Annotated in this window: 20 protein-coding genes; 15 read left to right on the top strand and 5 right to left on the bottom strand. The window is 44.9% G+C overall.

Annotation, left to right across the window (positions count from 1 at the left end; genetic code table 11):
• Positions 1 to 15 precede the first annotated feature (15 nt).
• The 3 genes from ABXT59_RS08780 to ABXT59_RS08770 form a co-directional block, all read right to left on the bottom strand.
• A complete protein-coding gene (locus ABXT59_RS08780) occupies positions 16 to 1,008 on the bottom strand; it encodes a BMP family protein (protein WP_443635643.1) in 993 nt (330 codons plus the stop codon).
• 595 nt (positions 1,009 to 1,603) lie between these two features.
• Positions 1,604 to 2,284 carry a GntR family transcriptional regulator gene (locus ABXT59_RS08775; RefSeq protein WP_443635641.1) on the bottom strand — a complete coding sequence of 227 codons (681 nt, stop codon included), beginning with the start codon at positions 2,282 to 2,284 and terminating at the stop codon, positions 1,604 to 1,606.
• Positions 2,285 to 2,293: 9 nt separating this feature from the next.
• Positions 2,294 to 3,808 carry an aldehyde dehydrogenase family protein gene (locus tag ABXT59_RS08770; protein ID WP_443635639.1) on the bottom strand — a complete coding sequence of 505 codons (1,515 nt, stop codon included), beginning with the start codon at positions 3,806 to 3,808 and terminating at the stop codon, positions 2,294 to 2,296.
• Positions 3,809 to 4,039: 231 nt separating this feature from the next.
• Here ABXT59_RS08770 and ABXT59_RS08765 point away from each other — a divergent pair, with 231 nt between their 5' ends.
• The 13 genes from ABXT59_RS08765 to ABXT59_RS08705 all read left to right on the top strand — a co-directional run bounded on the left by ABXT59_RS08765 (position 4,040) and on the right by ABXT59_RS08705 (position 18,667).
• Positions 4,040 to 5,065 (top strand): alcohol dehydrogenase catalytic domain-containing protein, encoded by a 1,026-nt coding sequence (locus ABXT59_RS08765; RefSeq protein WP_443635638.1) that lies wholly within the window; start codon positions 4,040 to 4,042, stop codon positions 5,063 to 5,065.
• Between the two features lie 23 nt (positions 5,066 to 5,088).
• Positions 5,089 to 5,871, top strand: a complete 783-nt coding sequence (locus tag ABXT59_RS08760; RefSeq protein ID WP_443635636.1) for an SDR family oxidoreductase — start codon at positions 5,089 to 5,091, stop codon at positions 5,869 to 5,871.
• Positions 5,868 to 6,602, top strand: a complete 735-nt coding sequence (locus ABXT59_RS08755; RefSeq protein ID WP_443635634.1) for a maleate cis-trans isomerase family protein — start codon at positions 5,868 to 5,870, stop codon at positions 6,600 to 6,602. The genes ABXT59_RS08760 and ABXT59_RS08755 overlap by 4 nt, the downstream gene beginning before the upstream one ends.
• Positions 6,603 to 6,802: 200 nt before the next feature.
• A complete protein-coding gene (locus tag ABXT59_RS08750; RefSeq protein WP_443635633.1) occupies positions 6,803 to 7,669 on the top strand; it encodes a nitrilase-related carbon-nitrogen hydrolase in 867 nt (288 codons plus the stop codon).
• Positions 7,670 to 7,713: 44 nt separating this feature from the next.
• The gene (locus ABXT59_RS08745; RefSeq protein WP_443635631.1) at positions 7,714 to 8,520 is read left to right on the top strand and encodes an ABC transporter ATP-binding protein; all 807 of its coding nucleotides are present in this window, start codon (positions 7,714 to 7,716) and stop codon (positions 8,518 to 8,520) included.
• Positions 8,510 to 9,439, top strand: coding sequence for an ABC transporter permease (locus tag ABXT59_RS08740; protein WP_443635629.1), 930 nt, complete (start codon positions 8,510 to 8,512; stop codon positions 9,437 to 9,439). The genes ABXT59_RS08745 and ABXT59_RS08740 overlap by 11 nt, the downstream gene beginning before the upstream one ends.
• Entirely contained in the window at positions 9,429 to 10,592 is a 1,164-nt protein-coding gene (locus ABXT59_RS08735; protein WP_443635627.1) for an ABC transporter permease, read from the top strand. The genes ABXT59_RS08740 and ABXT59_RS08735 overlap by 11 nt, the downstream gene beginning before the upstream one ends.
• Before the next feature lie 80 nt (positions 10,593 to 10,672).
• Positions 10,673 to 11,665, top strand: a complete 993-nt coding sequence (locus tag ABXT59_RS08730; RefSeq protein WP_443635625.1) for an ABC transporter substrate-binding protein — start codon at positions 10,673 to 10,675, stop codon at positions 11,663 to 11,665.
• A 251-nt stretch (positions 11,666 to 11,916) separates the two neighbouring features.
• The gene (gene hydA, locus ABXT59_RS08725; protein ID WP_443635623.1) at positions 11,917 to 13,362 is read left to right on the top strand and encodes a dihydropyrimidinase; all 1,446 of its coding nucleotides are present in this window, start codon (positions 11,917 to 11,919) and stop codon (positions 13,360 to 13,362) included.
• 111 nt (positions 13,363 to 13,473) lie between these two features.
• The gene (locus ABXT59_RS08720) at positions 13,474 to 14,817 is read left to right on the top strand and encodes an NAD(P)-dependent oxidoreductase (protein WP_443635622.1); all 1,344 of its coding nucleotides are present in this window, start codon (positions 13,474 to 13,476) and stop codon (positions 14,815 to 14,817) included.
• Positions 14,818 to 14,834: 17 nt separating this feature from the next.
• Positions 14,835 to 16,133, top strand: coding sequence for an NAD-dependent dihydropyrimidine dehydrogenase subunit PreA (gene preA / locus ABXT59_RS08715; RefSeq protein ID WP_443635620.1), 1,299 nt, complete (start codon positions 14,835 to 14,837; stop codon positions 16,131 to 16,133).
• A 66-nt stretch (positions 16,134 to 16,199) separates the two neighbouring features.
• Positions 16,200 to 17,429, top strand: a complete 1,230-nt coding sequence (locus ABXT59_RS08710) for a Zn-dependent hydrolase (RefSeq protein WP_443635618.1) — start codon at positions 16,200 to 16,202, stop codon at positions 17,427 to 17,429.
• Positions 17,430 to 17,758: 329 nt separating this feature from the next.
• A complete protein-coding gene (locus ABXT59_RS08705) occupies positions 17,759 to 18,667 on the top strand; it encodes a DMT family transporter (protein WP_443635616.1) in 909 nt (302 codons plus the stop codon).
• A gap of 97 nt (positions 18,668 to 18,764) precedes the next feature.
• Here ABXT59_RS08705 and ABXT59_RS08700 read toward each other — a convergent pair whose 3' ends face one another.
• The gene (locus tag ABXT59_RS08700; protein ID WP_443635615.1) at positions 18,765 to 19,364 is read right to left on the bottom strand and encodes a CIA30 family protein; all 600 of its coding nucleotides are present in this window, start codon (positions 19,362 to 19,364) and stop codon (positions 18,765 to 18,767) included.
• A gap of 37 nt (positions 19,365 to 19,401) precedes the next feature.
• Positions 19,402 to 19,650 carry a hypothetical protein gene (locus tag ABXT59_RS08695; RefSeq protein ID WP_443635613.1) on the bottom strand — a complete coding sequence of 83 codons (249 nt, stop codon included), beginning with the start codon at positions 19,648 to 19,650 and terminating at the stop codon, positions 19,402 to 19,404.
• 368 nt (positions 19,651 to 20,018) lie between these two features.
• Between ABXT59_RS08695 and yghU the strand changes: the two genes are divergently transcribed.
• On the top strand, positions 20,019 to 20,876 hold the full coding sequence (yghU, locus tag ABXT59_RS08690; protein ID WP_443635611.1) for a glutathione-dependent disulfide-bond oxidoreductase: 858 nt from the start codon (positions 20,019 to 20,021) through the stop codon (positions 20,874 to 20,876).
• A 471-nt stretch (positions 20,877 to 21,347) separates the two neighbouring features.
• A complete protein-coding gene (locus ABXT59_RS08685) occupies positions 21,348 to 22,388 on the top strand; it encodes a LacI family DNA-binding transcriptional regulator (protein ID WP_443635609.1) in 1,041 nt (346 codons plus the stop codon).
• Positions 22,389 to 22,414 lie beyond the last annotated feature (26 nt).

The raw sequence follows: 22,414 nt of genomic DNA, 5'->3' as shown, positions 1-22,414 counted from the left end.
CAAAAAGCCTAATGATCAGTTATCTGATACTGGAGTTTCATCATTAATGGTCACGACAAAGCTACCATCTCGAATGGCCGCTTCTTTAGCAGCAATAGCCGCGACCACATTAGCGGGAACTAAGCTTTTATCAATCGCAAGGGAACCACCATTATGTGCCATAAAACTATATTGGCTATAGTCATCGGCTGTATAGGATCCATCAGCGACAGCACCGATGGCTTTATCAATAGTGGCTTCCATATGCCACAAAGCGGAAGCTAAAATAGTACCTGGATAGTCGTTAGCTGTATCAATAACGTTACCTATGGCTTTCTTACCACGTTCAACGGCAGCATCAGCTACACCAAAGCGTTCGGCATACATTACGTCGGCTCCTGCATCGATCATTGCGAACGCGCTTTCCTTAGCCTTTGGTGGATCGTACCAGCTGTCAAGAAAGTTCACCAAAAAGGTGACATCAGAATTCATTTCGCGAGCGCCAGCCATAAATGCATGCATTAAACGGTTAACCTCCGGGATGGCGTAACCACCGACCATACCAATGACGTTTGACTCACTTACTGCACCGGCAGCCATGCCTGATAAATAGGCTGGTTCGTGAATATAATTATCGAATACAGAAAAGTTTGGCGCTTGAGGTGCAAATGACGAACCCATTAAATAAGCAGTTTCTGGGTAGTCTGCCGCGACCTTGCGGGCCGCACGTTCAAGACCAAAAACTTCACCAACAATCAGGTCTACACCCTGTTCCGCATACTCTCGCATGACGCGTTCGTAATCTGTATTAGAAACGTTTTCGGAATATACGTACTCAATTTCGCCACGTTTTTCAGCTGCGCTAAGAGCAATATGGATGCGACTAATCCACTGTTGTTCAACGGGCAGAGTAAAAATACCTGCCACCTTAACACTGCCAGCAACAGCAATTACTGGAGCTATGATCAAACCAAAAGCAACCGCCGCAGCAAGCATGCGTGCTTTTGAAATTATATCCATTAACTTCATAATACAATCCTCAAATTAATTTTATTTTTATTGACAATTACTAAAACATAAATTTACCAAGTGGTCAACAAAATCATTGCCGTCTATGTGTGTTTCAGTGTCCGTGCTCCCCCACGAAAATCCTGTACCTCCTTTAGCCTGAACACCACTAGCAACTATAGTGTTGTTAAAGATAGAGGCAATCAAGGGTTTGTTTACAAGTTTGTTCATTATGTGTTTTCTCAGTAATTTTTGTGAATCAAGTGAATATCGGCCTAGACTGAAATTTAGATGTATAAGTTTTAGATGGCAGCCTCTGTTAGTTTTTGTGAACGTTAACTTGATTATTGCGATTATCGTGCCAAAAAAGTAAATATGATATAAAACAGCGTTCTACATAACAATCGTGTTTATAAAATTCATCTAAACGCACCATATTTGCTTTATTAGGCATTCACTTAAGTTTATTTGCACCAATTTGGAACTAACACCATAGTTCGTAACTAAGGCTAATTTTTGCGTTGTGGCCACTGATCCTAATCTAGCCTATGAACTGCATAAGACTGCAGCCAGGTCGGGTCACGGCTGGCCTTTACTGATCAATATGGGTTTAGTTTCATTGCTCGACTGTGCTGCTGTTGCGCCTTTCTAGGTGGTGAATAACATCTTCAATTTGTTCGCCTTGCAGTCGTACATGATCTCGCATGAGTTGGTATGCGGTATCACTTTCTGAGTTTGATATGGCCTTGAGTAAGGCATCATGCTCGTCAACAGATTGTGTCATGTAACCTGGTAAGCTAGACACATAGTGCCGGTATGGGAAGGTAATGGTGCGAGCTGTGTTAAGTTGGCCCTGCAACATTGTATTGTGTGAGCCCTCTATTACTAAGTTATGAAAAACCATATTCATGGCATTAAACGTTTCCGTATCTTTAACTGCTGCGGCTTGTTGGCAAAGGGCATTGGCATCAAATGCTTTAACAATTTGCTCTTCGCGCATGCGTTTTGCGGCCTGTCTGGCGGCGAGTCCTTCAAGTTCTGCCACCACAAGAAAGGCGTCAAGTAATTCAGAAATACTCAAATGCGCAACGAGCGCCCCACGCCTGCCATTGTCAGTGACCAGTCGGGTTTCAACAAGTTGCCTAATGGCCTCGCGCACTGGGGTTCGTGATACACCAAATTCTTCGGCTAACAATCGTTCAAGAAGCCGATCCCCTGGTTTGAGTTCACGCTTTATGATGCGAGCTTCTATCTCCGTTGCAATGAGTTTTGCCTTACGGTTGTCAGTGCTACTCATACTGTTGTATCACCCATACCTCTGCCCGTCCTTAAACCAGTCATCGTAGCCCTCTTTAGTGCGGATTACGATAGATTTTTTTGTCAAATAAGCCCGCAAAGCATCCCAACCATTTTCTTTACCGAAGCCACTATCTTTGACTCCTCCCCAGACAGATCTTGGGTCATTGCGATGATGATCATTAAGCCAGATGACCCCACCTCGGATGGTTTTAGACAACCGATGTGCGCGCCCAATATCGCGTGACCAAATGGACACACCCAAACCAAAATCACCTGCATTAGCACAGGCAATGGCTTCTTCATCGCTACTCACGCGAGTGAGTGAGATGACGGGCCCAAAGACCTCTTCAAGAAAAAGAGTGTGGTCTATTTTTACATCGGTAAATATTGTGGGACGTAGATAAAAGCCTTTGGCAAATTCGTCATCAAGTTGCAGAGGCTCTAGGCCAGAAATTTGCTGGCCTCCTTCAGTTATTGCAGTTTCGATAAATTGTTTGCATCGATCAAGCGATGTGCGGCAGATGACTGGACCCATTTGTGTGCTTTCGTCCATGGGATCCCCTAACTGTATTTGATCTGCTCTTTGAGCTAATTTTTTTGCAAAAGTGTCGTAGATAGACTCATGCACAATAATGCGTGACCCAGCAACACAGGTTTGTCCAGATGCAACGAAAGCCGAAAACAAAACGCCTGCAACGGCCGCGTCAATATCGGCATCTTCACACACGACAACTGGGGTTTTTCCTCCCAGTTCCATGGTGGTTCTGATTAATCTTTTGCCTGCAACACTGGCCACCTTGCGGCCCGTTGAAGTGCCTCCAGTCAGGTCAATAAAGTGAATATCGTCTGCCAAACAAAGGGCCTCACCCGTGGCTGAGTCGCCAGTGACCACATTAACTACGCCATCAGGCAAGCCGGCTTCAGTCGCAAGAGCCGCGATCACCAAGGGCGACACGGGCGCGAGTTCAGAGGGTTTAATGACGCAGGTATTACCCGCTGCCAGAGCTGCGGAGAGTTTTTTTATGAGAATAAGAACGGGGTGATTCCATGGAGTCAGCAGAGCTGTTGGCCCCAATGGTTCGTATTGGGTCAAGGTAACATAATCCCCCTTGACGTAGTTTGCCTCCCCCTCCAATCCTGGCGCAATGCCTGCGAAATACTCCAGCCATTCTGGGATACGTGCCATCTGCGCTTTCATTTCTCGCACAGCACGCCCCGTCACTGTGGATTCAAGTATAGCTAATAACGGAATATTTTTTCTAATCGCTTCAGCGAACGCTCGAAGGTACCTGCCACGGTCCAAAGCATCCAATTCTGCCCATGCTGGAAAAGCCGCACGAGCGGCTGACACTGCAGCTCGAATGTCTTCAGCACTGCCATTGGGAACTGTTGTAAATGGGGTTCCCCGTGCAGGGTCCAGAACTGTTATTTCTGATGCTGAAGTTGAGGCCTGAAATTGGCCGCCATAGAACAGGCCTTTGTTTGTTCCTGGTATCAAAAATTCTTCTACGATGTTCGACATTGCCTTTCCTTATTGGTGAATAGAGTAAAGTCCACATGATTTACATTAAAGCAATAGATTTACCTGAAGTACCAAATATTACTTTATTGTATACCAAGTGTATTATTTCGGGTAGTGACTGATTTATATAGGCTAATTTTCCAAGTATTAAACAGTTTTTTAGGGTATATGCTATTTTTGTATACCTAATGTATAGTTATGGTATACCAAGATAAAAGAGAGGTAAGATTTATGGCCACAAATAAAACCATGAGAGCAGCCTTGTTGACTCAATATGGCGCGCCACTTGAAATAAAAACTATTGCCCGTCCAAGCCCAAAAGTAGGTGAAATTCTAGTCAAAATTGAAGCCAGTGGGGTCTGTTTTACAGACGTGCACATTGCTCGAGGCGATCACGCTTCGCCCAATCCACTGCCTCTCATTATGGGGCATGAGGGTGTTGGCCGAGTGGTAGAAGTGGGGTCTCCTGATGGCCGGTTTGATGTTGGAGACCGCGTTGGTATTGGCTATGTGTATAGTGCTTGTGGTCATTGTAGGGAATGTCATACGGGGGGCGAGAATTATTGCTCTGATTTTGATGCCACGGGTTACTCTGTGAGTGGATGCTTTGCCGAATACGTCTGCCTGCGTCAAGACTGGGCCGCAGCCATCCCCAACAATATATCCCCTGTTGAGGCGGCCCCTTTAATGTGTGCCGGTTCTGCAGCCTATGCCTCACTGAAGAAAACAGACCTTAAAGCGGGTGATACAGTAGCCATCTTCGGTCTGGGTGGTTTGGGTCAATACGCCATTCAAATAGCTAAGCAGTCAGGTATTAAAGTGATTGCGATTGATATAGACCAGCAGAAATTAGCCACTGCAAAGGCACTAGGCGCTGATGAAACTGTGGTTGCCAATAGCGATGCAATTGCATCGATCAAAGCGCTTGGCGGTGCAGATGGTTGCATCAACTTTGCGCCTGTTGGGGCCACTTGGCCGTTGATGCTTGCCGTCTGCAAACCACGGGCAAAGCTTGTTCTGACAGCAGTTCCATCAGAACAGTTGGCTTTTTATGCCCACGAACTCATTGAACGTGGTCTTCAAGTGATCGGCAACTCTGCTTCTAACCGACAGGAAATGAATGAGCTTTTGCAGTTGGCAGCCAATGGAAAAATTAAAGGTGTGATTAGTACTCGATCACTAGATGAAGTCAATATTGCCATTGCTGACCTACAAACAGGCAAGGCGCAAGGGCGCACAGTATTAGACTTTCACTAAACCAGACTAATGAGATACTTTTTATGGATTTGAAACTGACAGGAAAAACAGTGTTAATAACGGGCGCTTCAATGGGAATAGGTGAGCATCTAGCAGATGTGTTTGCATCTGAAGGTGTGAATTTACACCTGACTGCTCGCAGCACGACTAAACTTGAGGAAATCCAAGCCCATATCCAAACTACTCATGACGTCAAGGTAAGCTGTCATTTTGCTGATCTAACCCAAAGTGGTGCTTGTGAGGCACTGTCGCAGAGCGTGGGCAACGTTGACATTCTCATTAATAATGCAGGCGCTATTCCAAGTGGGACTTTATGGGACGTCGATGAAGCCGCTTGGCGAAAAGGCTGGGATCTTAAAGTCATGGGGTACATCAACTTGTGCAGGTTGTTTTACCAAAAAATGCAGGCAGCGGGCAGCGGTGTCATTATCAACAACATTGGCAATGGTGGCGAAGTGTTTGATCCTAAATACATTGCTGGAACCACGGGAAATGCGAGCCTGATGGCCTTTACCCGGGCCCTTGGTGGCCATAGCTTAGACGATAATATACGTGTTATTGGAGTCAATCCTGGCCCGGTAAATACTGACCGCATATACAATATGCTCAAAAAACGTGCAGCAACTGACTTAGGTGATGCCAGTAGATTCACTGAATTAGAAGCAAACTACCCTCTGGGTCGCCCAGCTCACAAGCACGAAGTATCAGATTTAATTGTTTTCTTGTCGTCTTTTCGGTCTGGTTATACCTCGGGGTCTATCTTTACCGTTGATGGGGGCATCGCTTCACGGCGGTCTATCATTTGAAATCGTTAACAGTCAATCATACTGGTGACAGCTCAGGTGACAACCCAGGTGACAGCTTAAAGCGCATTGGGATTTTGATTCCATCGTCAAACACTGTGCTTGAGCCACTGGCAGCGACCATGGTCTCCAATAAAGAGGCAACAGTGCATTTTTCTAGGCTGCAAGTGATTGACGTGACATTAAGTCAGAATTCGTGCGCGCAGTTCACCATGGAGAAACAAATCGAAGCAGCAAAATTACTCTGCGATGCGGGTGTCAGCAGTCTTGTATGGGGTGGTACGTCTGCTAGCTGGCTGGGTAGTGACCATGATGCAAGCTTGTGTGATTTGCTTGAAGATGCCACTGGCATTGCCTCTGGGAGTTGTATGCTTGAAATGAACCAACTTTTGGACGCATGCAATGCTAAAACCTTTGGTTTGGTGACTCCATACACGTCTGATGTTCAAAAACGCATCATTAAAAATTACACTTCTATGGGTTTTAAATGCCTGGCTGAGCAGCACTATGGTGGTGTCATCAGTAGTGAATTCGCTGCTATTGAGGAGCGTGTGATTGCACAAATGGTGCGTAATGTGGCTCAAAAAAAGCCTGATATTATTTTTATCATGTGCACCAACATGCGTGGAGCGAGGGTGGCTAAAGAGCTCAGTGATGAGATTGGGATACCAGTTTTTGACAGTGCTGCAGTCACATTGCAAGCCGGTCTGCGTTTGGCAAATGCGTTTGTTTGAGGTAGATCACAGTTTGTTAGTGCCAGTTAAATAATATATTCAAAGGGCAAAATCTGTTGACCAATTGGTCTATTTTTGTTAAACCATATAGCAGTTCCATCAACATTTTTTGGTAATTGCCTTGTGAAAATTACCGTGTAAATTAATCTAAGTTGATGCTTACCAATATTCAATTATCCTAATCTTAAAGGGTTAAGAAGATGACAATAATAAAATCTGGTTTAATTCAAATGGGCCTCAAAGGTGATACCAGCATGTCACCTGAGCAAATTAGAGACTTAATGCTAGAGGCCCATGGGCCTCTAATCGACCAAGCAGGAGAGGCGGGTGTACAAATACTTTGTTTTCAAGAAGTATTCACTCAACCTTACTTCTGCCCCAGTCAAGACAAGCGTTGGTACGCTGCGGCTGAACCTATCCCAAATGGTCATACCACCAATTTGATGTGCGAGTATGCTAAAAAATATCAGATGGTGATCATCGTACCCATCTATGAAGAAGCCATGCCTGGGGTCTATTACAACACCGCTGCGGTCATTGATGCTGATGGGACTTATCTTGGTAAATACCGCAAGACTCATATCCCTCATGTGGGTGGATTTTGGGAAAAGTTCTTCTTTAAGCCGGGTGCGTCAAACTGGCCAGTATTTGATACTGCCTATGGCAAAGTAGGTGTGTATATTTGCTATGACAGGCACTTCCCTGAGGGTTGGCGTGCTTTAGCCTTAAAAGGTGCTGAAATTATCTACAACCCTTCAGCCACAGTAGCAGGAATCTCTAAGTATTTATGGGAGCTTGAACAACCTGCATCGGCAGCGGCCAATGGAGTTTATATTGCAGCGATCAACCGTATAGGCACTGAAGCACCATGGAATATTGGCGAATTTTATGGATCTAGCTATTTTGTTAATCCCCGAGGTGTAATAGAAGCCCAAGCCAGTGCAACAGAAGATGAACTGTTGATTCATGACCTCGACATGGATATGGTGAGAGAAGTGCGTGATGGTTGGCAGTTCTTTCGCGACCGCCGCCCCGAAACTTATACCCCACTGACTGATTTGAACTAACTTGCAGTCAATTTTACATCTAATAATAATAAGGAGCATTTACATTGAATTCAGCCAGCGCAAGCACCGGCATTAACCATGTTGTTGAGGTTAAAGAGGTTTGTTTGGATTTCCCCACGAAGGAGGGCGTTGTTAAAGCCCTGTCAAACGTGGACCTTAACATCAATGCTGGCGAATTCGTGTCCTTTATTGGTCCGTCTGGGTGTGGTAAAACAACCCTCATGAGGGTATTGGCTGATTTGGAACAACCCACCAGTGGCTCTGTATTAGTCAATGGTATGTCGCCTGCTGAGGCCCGCAAACAAAGAGCTTATGGCTATGTATTTCAAGCCCCAGCGCTATTGCCTTGGCGCACGGTACAAGACAATGTTTTGCTACCGTTAGAAATCATGGGTTATGAGAGTGGCCAGCGTCAACAACTGGCGCAGGAATATTTGCAGTTGGTTAATTTATCTGGTTTCGAAGACAAGTACCCTTGGCAGCTCTCTGGGGGTATGCAGCAGCGAGTTTCTATTGCCCGTGCCCTTGTTATCGAGCCTCAATTGTTATTTATGGATGAACCCTTTGGTGCTCTTGATGAGATCACCAGAGACCATTTAAACGACCAATTATTGCGCTTATGGCAACAAACCCAAAAAACCGTTGTATTTGTGACCCACTCTATTCCAGAGGCAGTATTCTTATCCAGCCGTATTGTGGTGATGTCGCCAAGGCCTGGTCGTATCATCGATATTATTGATTGTAATTTACCTGCTGACAGAACCTTAGACATAAGAGAGTCCCCTGAATTTTTAGCCATTGCACAACGTGTGCGGGCTGGGCTAGCTGCAGGGCATAGTTATGACGACTAAAGTGTCTGCCCCAGCGAAGATTCAACTAGGGCGCACGCCCAGTTCTACCATTCCTGTGCTCACGGTCATACTCGCTATCATCATGATTTGGTATGCAGGTGCGGTGCACCTTAATAGTGATCAGATTATTGACCGTTACGAAAAGAAGGGCATAGACTGGAGTTTAGTTCAGCTAGCCAATGATAGTTGGAATATGAAACGCGCTGTTTTGCCGTCGCCACACCAAGTTCTAATGGAACTCAAAGCCACGATCATTGACAAAAATGTCACTTCCAAAAGAAGTTTAATCTACCACGCTGGCATTACCTTATCGTCTACCTTAGTGGGATTTTTATTGGGTGCTAGTTTAGGCATTGGTTTAGCTGTTGGCATTGTTTATGTTGAAACCTTGGACAAAAGTCTGATGCCCTGGATTATAACCTCACAGACCATTCCTATATTGGCTCTTGCACCCATGGTTATTGTGGTGTTTGGAGCTATGGGTATTAGTGGGTTGCTACCCAAAGCACTGATATCTATGTACTTATGCTTCTTTCCTGTTGCGGTGGGTATGGTTAAAGGCTTACGCTCGCCCCAGCCCATGCTAGTCGATTTGTTAGACACCTACAGTGCCAGTAAATGGCAGGTATTTTGGCGCTTACGACTTCCTTCTGCGGTGCCATTCTTGTTCGCCAGCCTCAAAGTAGCCATTGCCTTAAGTTTAGTTGGAGCTATAGTGGCCGAATTACCCACCGGTGGGCAAGCGGGCTTAGGGGCGCGTTTACTGTCTGGTTCTTATTATGGACAAACTAATCTCATATGGGCCTCACTCATTGCTGCTGCAGTCATGTCGGCCAGCCTGGTCTCTATCCTTGGCTTGATTGAGCGCAAAGTATGCTATCGGCTCGCTGGTGGGCAGGAGGTTAGTAATGAACTCTAGTTCAATGCTACATCGTTTTGGTTCTGCCAGCGCCTTAGCACTGGTGCTCACATTGTTGGCATTATGGTTACCGTGGGCAACTAGTTCTGCTGAAATGGCCAATGTGAACGCTTGGCAGCAAGCTAACTGGTTGACCTTGTTGGTGACGGTAGCACTGTGCGCTTTGGCAGGGGTTGTCGTTGTGAATCAATTATTACCCCGGGCTTTATTAGTCACAGCATTAACTTTGCTGGCCCTTTGGCAAGTCACAAGTATTGTTAAGCATACTGAACTGGCGGGGCAAACACAGTTGGGTTTTTGGCTATTGGTCATTGCAATAGGCTTTTGTGTTTGGACCAGTATGAAATTTTTAACGGCGATTAGGCTCTTTGATAGCAGAGTGCAAGGTGTGATTAACTTGATGATTCCATCGCTATTAGGTGCATGGTTCATCAGTTTATGGGAGCTTGCAACCATAGGCTTTGCGATTCCTCATGTTCTGCTACCTGCGCCTAGTCTGGTCGGAGAAGCGATTACTTCATCAATCCCCACATTGGCTGCAGACTTTAATCAAACAATAATTAAAGCGGTTATTCCAGGCTTTTTATTGGGTAATTTTGTTGGTTTTAGTGTGGCTGTTGTGGCTGATAAAATTCCCTTTTTACGGCGTGGTTTACTGCCGGTGGGTAATTTAGTTAGTGCCATTCCAATAGTGGGTATCGCACCCATCATGGTCATGTGGTTTGGTTTTGATTGGCATTCTAAAGTGGCGGTAGTAGTTATTATGACCTTTTTTCCAATGCTGGTTAACACGATTGCGGGGCTGGGCCAATCAGATGCTATGGAAAAAGACTTACTGCGTTCCTACGGCGCCAGTTACTGGCAAAGCTTCTTTAAGCTGAGGTTACCTAACGCACTGCCATTTATTTTTAACGCATTGAAAATAAACTCAACTCTAGCCTTAATTGGAGCCATTGTAGCTGAGTTTTTTGGCACCCCGATTGTGGGTATGGGGTTCCGTATATCTATCGAAGTGGGGCGTATGAATATTGAAATGGTTTGGGCAACGATCGCCGTTGCAGCTTTAGCTGGCTCAAGCTTTTATGGCTTGCTGGCTTTGTTAGAAAGACGCGTGACTTTTTGGCATGCGTCCTTCAGGAAAGTCCATCACTAATTGGCATTTTGTGTGTGTAGACATGGATGACTATTAATTTTTTTTTGGAGTAGTATTTATAAACTGTTGGAGTTCGAATAATGAAAAATAAATATAATATTAGTAGCTTAATTGTTGGATTTACTATGGCTGCATCAAGCAGCTTAGCATTTGCAGCAGATGACGTAACACTGCAGCTGAAGTGGGTGACTCAAGCCCAGTTTGCTGGCTACTTTGTAGCCCAAGATCAAGGCTTCTATGAGGCAGAAAATCTTAATGTAACGATTAACCCAGGTGGACCAGATGTGTCCCCACCTCAGGTAATTGCCGGTGGTGGTGCAGATGTCGTGATTGACTGGATGCCATCAGCCCTAGCCTCTAGGGAAAAAGGTTTAGCATTGGTCAATATTGCCCAGCCTTTTAAAAGCTCAGGCATGATGCTCACGTGTCGCAAAGATAGTGGCATCACTACACCAGCTGACCTATCAGATAAAACCTTAGGAGTTTGGTTTTATGGCAACGAGTACCCATTCTTAAGCTGGATGAGCAAACTAGGTTTGGCTACCGACGGCAGTGCTGGTGGAGTTAGTGTTTTAAGGCAAGGCTTTAACGTAGATCCCATTTTGCAAAAACAAGCTGAATGTGTCTCCACTATGACTTATAACGAGTACTGGCAGATTATTGATGCCGGCTTGGATGCTGATGAACTGGTCAATTTCAAGTACGAAGAACAAGGGGTAGCAACCTTAGAAGATGGTTTGTATGTGCTTGAAAAGAACCTTGCAGACGCAGCCTTCGTTGATAAAATGGCTCGTTTTGTTCGCGCCTCCATGAAGGGTTGGGAATGGGCCAGGGCTAATTCTGATGCTGCTGCTGATATCGTGCTAGAAAACGATCAGACGGGTGCGCAAACAGAAGAGCACCAGCGACGCATGATGGCTGAAGTTAATAAACTCACCACCAATGGCGGTAAGTTATCTACATCTGACTATCAGCGCACGGTTGAAACACTTATGAATGGTGGTTCTGATCCAGTGATCTCCTCTGTACCCAAAGGTGCTTGGACTCACAAAGTTTGGGATGCTGCGTTTTAATTCACTGTTTTTATAAACGACCCGTGGTGGCCCTTAAAGTAATCACTTTAAGGGCCACCACAACAACCTATAATAAAATAATGTTTTACCAAAAGGTCAATAAGTTGTTGACCATTTGGTAAAACATTGGTAAACATATACCTACATTAATGCTTAGACTATTTTTAGTGGGCATTATTTAAACAATAAAAAGAATCTAATCGGTTAAAGCGTAAGTCTAATGCCGGTACTAAAGATTAAGGAGACCTACTATGTCCTTACTAATAAAAGGTGGCACCGTTGTCACTGCAGATCAAAGCTTTTTGGCTGATGTTTATTGTGTTGATGGCAAAATAGCCCAAGTGGGTTTAGAGCTAACCGTGCCTGCTGATACGGAAGTCATCGATGCTTCTGAGCAATATGTGATGCCTGGTGGCATCGACCCACACACACATATGCAACTTCCGTTTATGGGCACTGTAGCCAGTGAAGACTTTTACTCAGGCACTGCTGCTGGACTTGCTGGTGGCACCACTTGCATTATTGATTTTGTGATTCCAGCACCGGGAACTTCGCTCATGTCAGCATTTCACCAATGGCGTGAATGGGCTGAGAAGTCAGTGTCTGATTATGCCTTTCATGTGGCAGTCACTTGGTGGGATGACAGTGTAGCAGCGGACATGGAGACCTTAGTTAAAGAACATGGTGTGAATAGCTTTAAGCATTTTATGGCTTACAAAGGCGCCATCATGGCAAACGACGAAATTTTAGTGAACAGCTTTAGCAAAGCTTGGGAATTAGGTGCATTGCCTACGGTGCATGCAGAAAATGGCGAGCTTGTGTACCAGCTGCAGAAAAAATTGTTAGCGATGGGCATAACTGGCCCAGAAGGTCATCCACAGTCGCGGCCTCCAGAAGTAGAAGGTGAAGCAGCTAATCGTGCGATTCGTATTGCTCAAGCATTAAAGACGCCAGTTTATTTGGTGCATGTATCTGCTGAAGAGTCTTTAGAAGCAGTCACGCGGGCACGCAGTGAAGGTCAGCGAGTGTTTGGTGAAGTCTTGGCAGGCCATCTTTTAATTGACGAGTCGGTGTACAGAAATAAAGATTTTGATGTGGCAGCTGCGCATGTTATGAGCCCTCCTTTTAGGCCTAAAAAAGCTCAGGACGCTCTATGGAAAGGGTTGCAGTCAGGTAACTTGCAAACCACTGCCACAGATCATTGTTGCTTCTGTACAGATCAAAAAGCAGCGGGTAAAGATGACTTTACTAAAATTCCAAATGGCACAGCGGGCATAGAAAATCGCATGGAGGTGTTGTGGAACGCTGGCGTTAATACGGGGCGTTTAACCATGAATGAGTTTGTTAAAGTGACCTCTACCAATGCAGCGCAAATTTTCAATATGTACCCACGCAAGGGTGCGATCGCTGCCGGCTCAGATGCAGACATTGTGGTTTGGGATCCCAAAGGCAAAAAAACAATTTCTGCCAAAACCCATCATCAAAATATAGATTACAACATTTTTGAAGGTATGGAAGTGACAGGCATTCCCTCTCATACCATCAGTCAGGGCAAGTTGGTGTATTGCAACGGCAAACTCACTGTTGAACGTGGGGCAGGCAATTACATCAAACGGCCGCCATTTGCGCCTTACTTTGACGCTATAGGCAAGATGCGTGATCTAGATCCGCCATTTTCTATTGATCGTGAAAACTAGATAAAAAGATGAGTATAAGTTAATGATAAGGCCTCCACTGCGCTGCCTAATAGGGGCGTTTTGGCTGAATTTTGTCCAAGTATTAGAAAAATAAAACTGAGGATCATTATTGTGACTACTTTGAGTTCCAACAGCTCTGAGCCATCTGTGCTGACAGGGCAACGCTTAAGTGAAGCAGACTATCAGACCAACTTTGCTGATATTCATACCCCATTGGATGCCCGTAGCGCTATTGTAGAGGCAGACCGTTGCTATAACTGTTATGGGGCACCCTGTCAGACGGCATGCCCCACAGGCATCGATGTGGCCAGTTTTATCCGCATGATCAGCCAAAATAATGCAGTTGGGGCAGCAGGAAAAATTCTGTCTGAAAATATTATGGGAGGCACCTGCGCTAGGGCTTGTCCAGTGGAAACTTTATGTGAAGATGCTTGTGTCAGACACGCGGAAGGTGACCAACCAATAAAGATTGGTTTGTTACAAAGGTTTGCGACTGATCGAGCGAGCGAATTAGGTGCTCAGTTCTTTACCCGTGAAGCTGCAACGGGGTGCACTGTGGCTGTTGTTGGCGCTGGGCCCGCAGGATTATCCTGCGCTCACCGGTTAGCAACTTTGGGTCATGAGGTGGTTATTTATGAGGCTTTAGAAAAGTCTGGAGGCCTCAACGAATATGGTCTTGCTGCCTATAAAATGACTGAAGATTATGCCCAGCAAGAAGTTAAAGATATTCTGTCCATTGGTGGCATTAAGGTCAAACATGGCATTAGGGTGGGTCAAGACATTAGTTTTGCAGAACTACAAACTAATTACGACGCCGTGTTTATGGGTGTGGGTTTAGGGGCTAATAAAGACATAAACCTAGATGGAGAAGAGGCACCAGAAGTGATCAATGCGGTGGATTATATTCACCAATTACGCCAGTCTAACGACGTGGGGCAATTGCCTGTAGGCCAAAATGTAGTGGTGATTGGTGGTGGTATGACCGCTATTGATATTGCTATCCAAACTAAACGCCTTGGCGCTCCCAATGTCACCATGGCATATAGGCGCGGTAAACAACACATGAATGCCAGCCTTGAGGAGCAAGAATTTGCACTCAGTGAAGGGGTACACATTGCTCACTGGGCCCAACCAATCAGTTTGATTGTTGAACAGGGGGCCATCACTGGGGTTGAGTTTAAGATGGCCAATAATGAGAGTGGGCAAACCTACATCACGCCCGCTGATATGCTTTTTAAGGCTATTGGACAAAATTTAGCTGCCATTAATATGGGCACCATCGAATTTGTCAAAAGTCATGGTAAATATGAAGTAGATCAAGATTTACGCACATCTCAACTGGGCATTTGGGCGGGTGGTGACTGCGTGGCTGGTAATGACGGCTTAGCTGTCAGTGCGGTGCAAGATGGCAAACTTGCTGCCTTGTCCATTCATCAAACATTAACCCAAAGCTGAATATAAAGGAGTCGATTATGATTGACCTAAAATCTAATTTCATTGGCATTCAAACCCCTAATCCTTTTTGGCTTGCATCGGCCCCACCTACAGACAAAGCCTACAACATAAACCGCGCGTTTGAAGCTGGCTGGGGTGGAGTCATGTGGAAAACTTTAGGCGAAGCAGGGCTGCCGTTAGTTAATGTAAGTGGCCCTCGTTATGGCGCATGGCATGGTAAAGATCGTTCCTTAATGGGCTTTAACAACATTGAGTTGATTACCGATCGAGATTTAGAAGTTAACTTGGCAGAAATTATCCAAGTTAAAAAAGATTGGCCTGATCGTGGGGTGGTGGTGTCACTTATGGTGCCATGTGAGGAGCAAGCTTGGAAAGATATTTTGATGCGGGTGGAAGACACGGGCGCAGACGGTATTGAATTGAATTTTGGCTGTCCACACGGCATGTCAGAACGAGGTATGGGTGCAGCGGTTGGCCAAGTGCCAGAATATGTGGAAATGGTGGCGGCTTGGTGCAAACAATACTCCGATTTGCCGACCATAGTAAAACTCACACCTAATATTACTGACATTCGAACTGCTGCCAGAGGCGCTGTGCGCGGTGGCGCTGATGCAGTGTCATTGATTAATACCATTAACTCTGTCATGGGTGTTGATCTTGAGCAGATGAAGATGTCACCATCAGTAGGCTCGCAAGGGTCTCATGGCGGCTATTGTGGGCCAGCAGTTAAACCCATTGCTTTGCATATGTTAAGTGAAATAGCGCGTGATGCTGATTGTAAAAACATCCCTATTTCTGGCATTGGTGGCATAAGTAATTGGCGTGATGCCGCTGAATTTATGGCTTTGGGTGCGTCTAATGTGCAGGTTTGTACAGCCGTAATGACTTACGGTTTTCGTATTGTTGAAGATATGATTGATGGCTTAAGCCGTTACTTAGCTGAGCAAAAAATTAATTCAGTAGATGAACTAATTGGTGCCGCAGTGCCCAGTGTAACCTCTTGGAATCAGCTGGATTTAAACTATGTTGCAAAAGCTCAAATAGATCAGGATTCCTGTATTAAATGTGGTCGTTGTCATATTGTTTGTGAGGACACTTCACATCAGGCAATCAGCACCGAAATTGATGGTGTGCGTGGTTTTGAGGTGAGGGATGAAGATTGTGTAGGCTGTAACCTATGTGTAGTGGTCTGCCCTGTTGAAAACTGCATCACTTTGCGTGAACTTGATACCCATGAGATGGATACTCGGACAGGTGAAAGAGTGAGTGGGGATTACCAAAACTGGTCTCATCATCCAAATAACACAGTGGCCTAGTTGGCTTAGTTATCTTAGTTGGCACTGATAGTGGATGCAGCAATCAATAAAAAAAGGAACAATGCAATGTCTAATATGAGCATAAACGGGCAAAGACTATGGGACAGCCTCATGGAAATGGCCAAAATTGGTGCAACTGAAAAAGGCGGTTGTTGCCGCCTTGCCTTAACCGATTTAGACAAACAGTCTCGGGATCTTTTTGTGAATTGGTGTGAAACAGAAGGCTGCAGTATAAAAATTGATCAGATGGGCAATATATTTGCTCGTCGTGAGGGTAGTGACCCCAACATGGGGGCAGTAGTTATGGGTAGTCACTTAGACACACAGCCCACGGGTGGAAAATTTGATGGTGTCTATGGTGTTTTGGCAGGACTAGAAGTGATCCGCAGTCTCAATGATCAAAACATCACCACTCAAGCCCCCATTGAAGCAAGTGTGTGGACCAACGAAGAAGGCTCGCGTTTTGCACCTGCTATGGTGGCCTCTGGCGTGTTTGCTGGGGTCTTTGATCTGGAGTATGGATTAAGTCGTGCAGACCTAGATGGCTTAACCATGGGTGAGGAACTCAAGCGCATTGGTTATGATGGCAAAGAGCCTATGGGTGAGCGCCCTATAAAAGCCTTTTTTGAAGCGCACATAGAGCAAGGCCCGATACTTGAGCATGAAGACCTCACCATTGGTGTGGTCACTGACGCCCAAGGCCAACGGTGGTATGAAGTGACCCTAACGGGGCAAGAGTCTCATGCTGGGCCAACGCCCATGAAAACCCGCAAAGATGCATTGGTGGGCGCTGCAAAAATGATTACCCTAGTGAATGACATAGGCCTTAAATATGCACCTTTGGCCTGTTCTACAGTGGGTTTGATCCAATCTTTTCCCAACTCGCGCAACGTTATACCAGGGCAAGTATTTTTTACCATAGATATTCGTCATCCAGATGATGCGACTTTATCGGCCATGGATAAAGAGTTGAGAGAAGGCTGTGCTGCCATTATTGCCAGCCAAGGTTTAACCATGGAATTTGAACAAATTTGGTATTCACCTCCCGTTCCATTCAACCTTTCATGTGTGGAATCAGTGCGCCAAGCTGCAGTAAACTTAGGTTATAGTCATTGTGATATCGTCAGTGGTGCCGGCCATGATGCCTGTTATATCTCTCGTGTTGCGCCAACGGCCATGGTGTTTGTGCCGTGTAAGGATGGTATTAGCCATAACGAGCTAGAAGATGCTAAGCAAGAGCACCTCACAGCGGGTTGTAATGTATTATTTCAGGCTGTGTTAAATCAAGCGATTTAGTTGCCTAAGGTGTTTTTAAGGTGTTTAAGTTGCCTAAGGGGTTTAAAGTCGTTGCCGTGCAAGGCATTTAGTGTGGCCTTAGTATGGTGATTACTTGGGTTACCTCAAAGTAATTCACTCGTATGAATCAAATTTTCCTCAAACGGCTAAAAAATAGGCAGTGTAACGCTCAAATTTAACGCCTGAACCATTTATAGGCCTAGGCAATACAGGGCTTGCATTCGATTCAACACTGCGCATAATGAACGCCATTCAATGAGCCACACATGGGCTTAATTTAAGCCATTTTTAATAATCAAATTGGCGTAACTCAATACCTTTGGATCTTTATGCGCCCCACTGACCGCACTGGCCTTGCCATTATCCTTAGCCTTGTCGCTTTGATGTTGTTTGACGCCATGGGATTAATCATTAAACACCTCTCAGTCAGCTATTCAGCCGCTGAGCTATCGGCTTGGCGCAATTTATTTGGGCTGATTCCATCTATTATTGCGCTTTGGACATCAAGTGTGTGGCACAAGAAGGGCAGACGTCTGAAAATACGTCAATGGAAGCTAGCCCTTTTAAGGGGTGCTGTGGTGACCATGGCGCAGCTTTCCTTTTATTTGGCCCTAGGGTTAATGGCGTTTGCTACGGCATCGACCATCACCTATGCAAGCGCATTATTTACTACGGCATTGGCGATTCCTATTTTAGGTGAGCGGGTTGGCTGGGTGCGATGGTGTGCTGTTTTAGTGGGTTTTGTGGGTGTAGTGATGGTAATTAAACCCACGGGAGAAGCTTTCAATCTGTATGCGCTTTTGCCTTTGGCTGCGGCAGCATTCTATGCTTTAGTGGGGGTTACAGCACGCTTATTTGATGACGATGTATCAAGCCCATTAGTTAACCTGTATGCGTCTATTACGTCAGTCATTGGCGCCACTTCGATTGCCTACTTTTGGGGTGGTTTTACGCCCGTAGCTTCGGCTAACGACATGGGCTGGATCATGTTGATGGGGATGTTGGGGGGGACAGCGGTTTTATTTTTAGTGGTGAGTTACCGCATGACTGAACAAAGTAACTTAGCTCCCTTTAGTTATTTTGGTATCCCCCTCGCATTCGTTTTAGGATGGTTTTTCTTTGACGAAGCACCGTGGAGCACTTTATTTCCTGGAGCATTGCTAATCGCATGTGGTGGGTTGATGATTGTTTGGCGAGAAAGATCACGCTCTAAACCTGTGCCTAAACTGCATCAGTGAGTCTTGCTCCGCTAAAAATAATTCTATCAATCAGTTCTTTGAAGCAAGTCCTGTAAAACAAGTCCTTTACAAGCATTTCAAAACACATGTGCATGTGCTAATAGTAAAACTCTATGGTAGAGACAGAAACATCAGCCGTAAAGTCACGACCATAAGCCACAATACCCAAGCTATTGATTGCATTAGCTTTTAGGATTGAATTTTTCGATCGCTTGCGTTCGAAGATGCTAAACGGCAAATCAATCATTTGCCAGTTATCATTGGTGGTAAAGGTGGCTGAGAAATAATCAGAATAAGACCGCGTTTCATTAGTCCGAATAAAAACATGGTAGGTCTCACCGTTACCACGCACATTCAACCGCACTCCCTGCAATGGGTTGCCGTTTTTTTCGGTGTCAGCCAATGACATACCCGTACGCAATTGAATAAAGCCCCCATTATTTTGGGTACTTACATCACCAGCAAGTCTAGCAAAAATAAGGTCGCCATCTTGTTCAAGTTTGACTTGGCCATTGGAGATACCCCCCATCACCCGATCACTTGAATATTGCCAATATTGCCCACTATTGGACGTAAATGGATAGCTAAGAGCCTTTTCTTTGGCCCATGTGCCATTAGTTAAAGTTAATGTGTTTAACACCACTAAAAAGAGCATTAGGGTTTTTTTAACACTCCAGCTATATCTAAATGCGCGCATGATCAACATCCCGAGGTTGTGTCTTTATTGGGTTTTATTAATAGCTTGACCCAGCTGACTTATTTTTATTTTTAGGTATCACAATACTTGGTTTGACCACTTTATAATCAGCACAATCCAACACTCGTGTGATGACTTCTTGCTGGTAAAGGGCTTCATCAGGTTGATTAGCGGCAAGCCGGCAAATCGTTTTATCAGACCAGCCGGATATATCTTGAGATAAGACAGGTTTTGCAATCAAAGTAACACAGAGTAAACAGGCCAACCGACAATGAATATTTAACATATTGATACCCTTGTAATTAATTTCTGCTACAGGTTTGCCTTAAATACTACGTTCATAGCCGCCCTATAGATAGAGACGCTGTACAAATAATAGTGACAAATAATAGTTATAGTTAATAGCCGCAGATAGGAAGACCCCAGCAAATACAGAATCTTGATGCACTAACATCTAATGCATGTTTTCGTGGCACCTTCAGAGTTCAAGCTAAAAAGTACAAATTCACTGCGTGAGCAGGCTGGGAAATGCTATGCTTTATTCGTAGTATGTTTTAGAACTGACTTTGGGCTGCTGTTTTTAACTGTTGGAAATATATCCAAAGTTTATAACAGTCCACCATGCAATAAGGCCCAATCAAAGAGATATTAAGTATGAGTGAAGTTTATACCCCACCCCAAGTATGGCAATGGAATACTGAAAGTGGTGGCCATTTTGCCAGTATCAATCGACCAGTGGCTGGTGCCACGCATGTTAAAGAGTTGCCTCAAGGTAAACATCCATTGCAGCTTTATTCGTTGGGCACACCCAATGGGCGAAAGGTCACCGTTTTGCTTGAAGAATTATTAGAGATGGGCCTAAACGGAGCCGAGTATGATGCTTGGCTAATCGATATTAGTGAAGGCAACCAATTCAGTAGTGGGTTTGTAGACATTAACCCTAACTCAAAAATCCCAGCTTTAATGGATTACAGTGGTGCAGCACCCGTACGTGTGTTTGAGTCAGGCGCAATCATGCTTTACTTGGCTGAAAAGTTTAATTTCTTTGTTCCCACAGTCGGCTCGACTGAAAGAGCAGAATGCCTGTCTTGGCTGTTTTGGAACATTGGTAGCGCCCCGTTTTTGGGAGGTGGCTTTGGACACTTTTATGCCTATGCACCCGAAAAATTAGAATACCCCATTAATCGCTATGCCATGGAAGCCAAGCGTCAACTCGATGTGCTGGATAAACAACTAGCCCAGCGTCAATACCTCTGTGGCGACCAATACACCATTGCTGATATGGCTAATTTCGCTTGGTACGGCGCCTTAGTTTTAGGCGAGCTATATAAAGCCGCGGAGTTTCTAGATGTCACCAGCTATACCCATGTTGTGCGCTGGGCCGAGCAAATTCAGCAACGGCCCGCGGTCATTAGGGGAAAACGGGTCAACCTCGCCTGGGGCCCCGAGCAAGATCAGCTTAAAGAGCGCCATGACGCCAGCGACTTTAACAAACCAAGTATTGAATCCTAGGTTAAGTCTAACCTTGGCCAATGTGGGCATAAAACCTTAATTAAGCCTGATAAGGGGGAGGGGGAGAGGGAGCGGCGTTCCTCCTTTTGACTAATCCCATCTCATATCCAATAAACGTAAGCTTGAACAGTGCTATGACTTTAGCGCTTCCAGCACTCACTATAGTGTTCTAACAGGGCCACCGTAACCAGTGCCATTATGAATTATCCGGTATTCTGGACGTTCCCTGTAAGAATGGTATTCAGTAACATTTGCTATGATAACTTGGTTTGTTTGAATTATTAGCATCTCCAATTAATGTTGTATGTGGGCTGCTGTTATTATATGTCCTTCTGGACTTTCAATAAGATACACACCACCAAGCTTGCCTAGCCAATCCAACTAAAAGAATTAAAAAACTGTAAGTAAACGTTTACTTCATTCAAGTAAACGTTTACTATCTTTTTTATTAACTAATATAGATTATTAAAAGTGGATGAAGCATTGATAAAACGAGCAACTATTAAAAACGTCGCTGATCACGCAGGCGTCTCGATTGCGACCGTATCCCGAATCGTCAATGGTCACTCTACGGTAGGTGAAAAGGTACGAGAACACGTCACCAAGTCTATAAAAGTACTAAAATTTCGCCCCAATGTTATTGGTCGAAATTTAAAGACATCAAGGACGCATGTGTTTGGCATCGTTGTTCCAACACTGAGCAACCCAGTTTTTGCAGAAATGGTCGGCGGAATACAAGAAGAGGCCCGCCTAGCCGGATATTCCACTTTAGTTACTATGAACGAATACCAGGAAGGTGAGGAGGAGATGGCTGTTGAAACGATGTTAAATAATCGGGTTGAAGGTCTTATTTTGACCGTGGCAGATGCTGATAACAGCTTGTTGTGTGACCGACTTGACGATGAGGATATTCCTTATGTGCTGCTGTATAACAAACCTGAAACATCTAAACGATGCGCAGTCGCTGTAGACAATGTAGCTGGTGGCGCCCGTGCAGCAGAAGAGTTTGTAAAGTTTGGTCATACAAGAAGTGCCGTAATAGCTGGTCGCTTCAGCGATTCTGACCGATCACAAGCCCGATATGAAGGATTTTCAAACTATTTCAAGTCTGAGGGTTTGCCACCTCCTTTATTAACTGAAGTCGACTTTAGTAAAGCGAATGTAAAGGCAGCGATTGCTGAGCTTTTGTCTCACCCCAACCCACCGACAGCAATATTTTGCTCAACAGATATCATAGCCATTTCCGTCATTGGAATTATTACTAGCCTTGGGCTGTCTGTTCCTGGAGATATCTCTGTAATTGGATTTGACGGCATTGACTTCGGGCAATTAATACAGCCATCTCTTACAACCATTTCTCAACCTTCAAGACGAATGGGCAGAGTGGCTGTGCAGCTATTGATGGACCGAATAGAAGGAGGGGAGGAAACATTACGTTTGATGCCATTTAGATTTTGTGCAGGAGAGTCTGTAACGCGTGTAAAACAAATAGAAGTTGAAATTTTAGCTTAGAAATAAGTGTTTATTAAGTAATAACA

The organism is Candidatus Njordibacter sp. Uisw_058, assembly GCF_047730065.1.
Taxonomy (GTDB): Bacteria; Pseudomonadota; Gammaproteobacteria; order Pseudomonadales; family Balneatricaceae; genus Njordibacter.
Note: the sequence above shows the minus strand (reverse complement) of the source record. Positions and strands in the feature narration are given on the sequence as shown.

What these genes read in the sequence shown, in the direction of transcription:
- ABXT59_RS08780 (WP_443635643.1), bottom strand. Translation starts at nt 1,008, where the DNA reads ATGAAGTTAATGGATATAATTTCAAAAGCACGCATGCTTGCTGCGGCG.
- ABXT59_RS08775 (WP_443635641.1), bottom strand. Translation starts at nt 2,284, where the DNA reads ATGAGTAGCACTGACAACCGTAAGGCAAAACTCATTGCAACGGAGATA.
- ABXT59_RS08770 (WP_443635639.1), bottom strand. Translation starts at nt 3,808, where the DNA reads ATGTCGAACATCGTAGAAGAATTTTTGATACCAGGAACAAACAAAGGC.
- ABXT59_RS08765 (WP_443635638.1), top strand. Translation starts at nt 4,040, where the DNA reads ATGGCCACAAATAAAACCATGAGAGCAGCCTTGTTGACTCAATATGGC.
- ABXT59_RS08760 (WP_443635636.1), top strand. Translation starts at nt 5,089, where the DNA reads ATGGATTTGAAACTGACAGGAAAAACAGTGTTAATAACGGGCGCTTCA.
- ABXT59_RS08750 (WP_443635633.1), top strand. Translation starts at nt 6,803, where the DNA reads ATGACAATAATAAAATCTGGTTTAATTCAAATGGGCCTCAAAGGTGAT.
- ABXT59_RS08740 (WP_443635629.1), top strand. Translation starts at nt 8,510, where the DNA reads ATGACGACTAAAGTGTCTGCCCCAGCGAAGATTCAACTAGGGCGCACG.
- ABXT59_RS08735 (WP_443635627.1), top strand. Translation starts at nt 9,429, where the DNA reads ATGAACTCTAGTTCAATGCTACATCGTTTTGGTTCTGCCAGCGCCTTA.
- ABXT59_RS08730 (WP_443635625.1), top strand. Translation starts at nt 10,673, where the DNA reads ATGAAAAATAAATATAATATTAGTAGCTTAATTGTTGGATTTACTATG.
- hydA (WP_443635623.1), top strand. Translation starts at nt 11,917, where the DNA reads ATGTCCTTACTAATAAAAGGTGGCACCGTTGTCACTGCAGATCAAAGC.
- preA (WP_443635620.1), top strand. Translation starts at nt 14,835, where the DNA reads ATGATTGACCTAAAATCTAATTTCATTGGCATTCAAACCCCTAATCCT.
- ABXT59_RS08710 (WP_443635618.1), top strand. Translation starts at nt 16,200, where the DNA reads ATGTCTAATATGAGCATAAACGGGCAAAGACTATGGGACAGCCTCATG.
- ABXT59_RS08705 (WP_443635616.1), top strand. Translation starts at nt 17,759, where the DNA reads ATGCGCCCCACTGACCGCACTGGCCTTGCCATTATCCTTAGCCTTGTC.
- ABXT59_RS08700 (WP_443635615.1), bottom strand. Translation starts at nt 19,364, where the DNA reads ATGCGCGCATTTAGATATAGCTGGAGTGTTAAAAAAACCCTAATGCTC.
- ABXT59_RS08695 (WP_443635613.1), bottom strand. Translation starts at nt 19,650, where the DNA reads ATGTTAAATATTCATTGTCGGTTGGCCTGTTTACTCTGTGTTACTTTG.
- yghU (WP_443635611.1), top strand. Translation starts at nt 20,019, where the DNA reads ATGAGTGAAGTTTATACCCCACCCCAAGTATGGCAATGGAATACTGAA.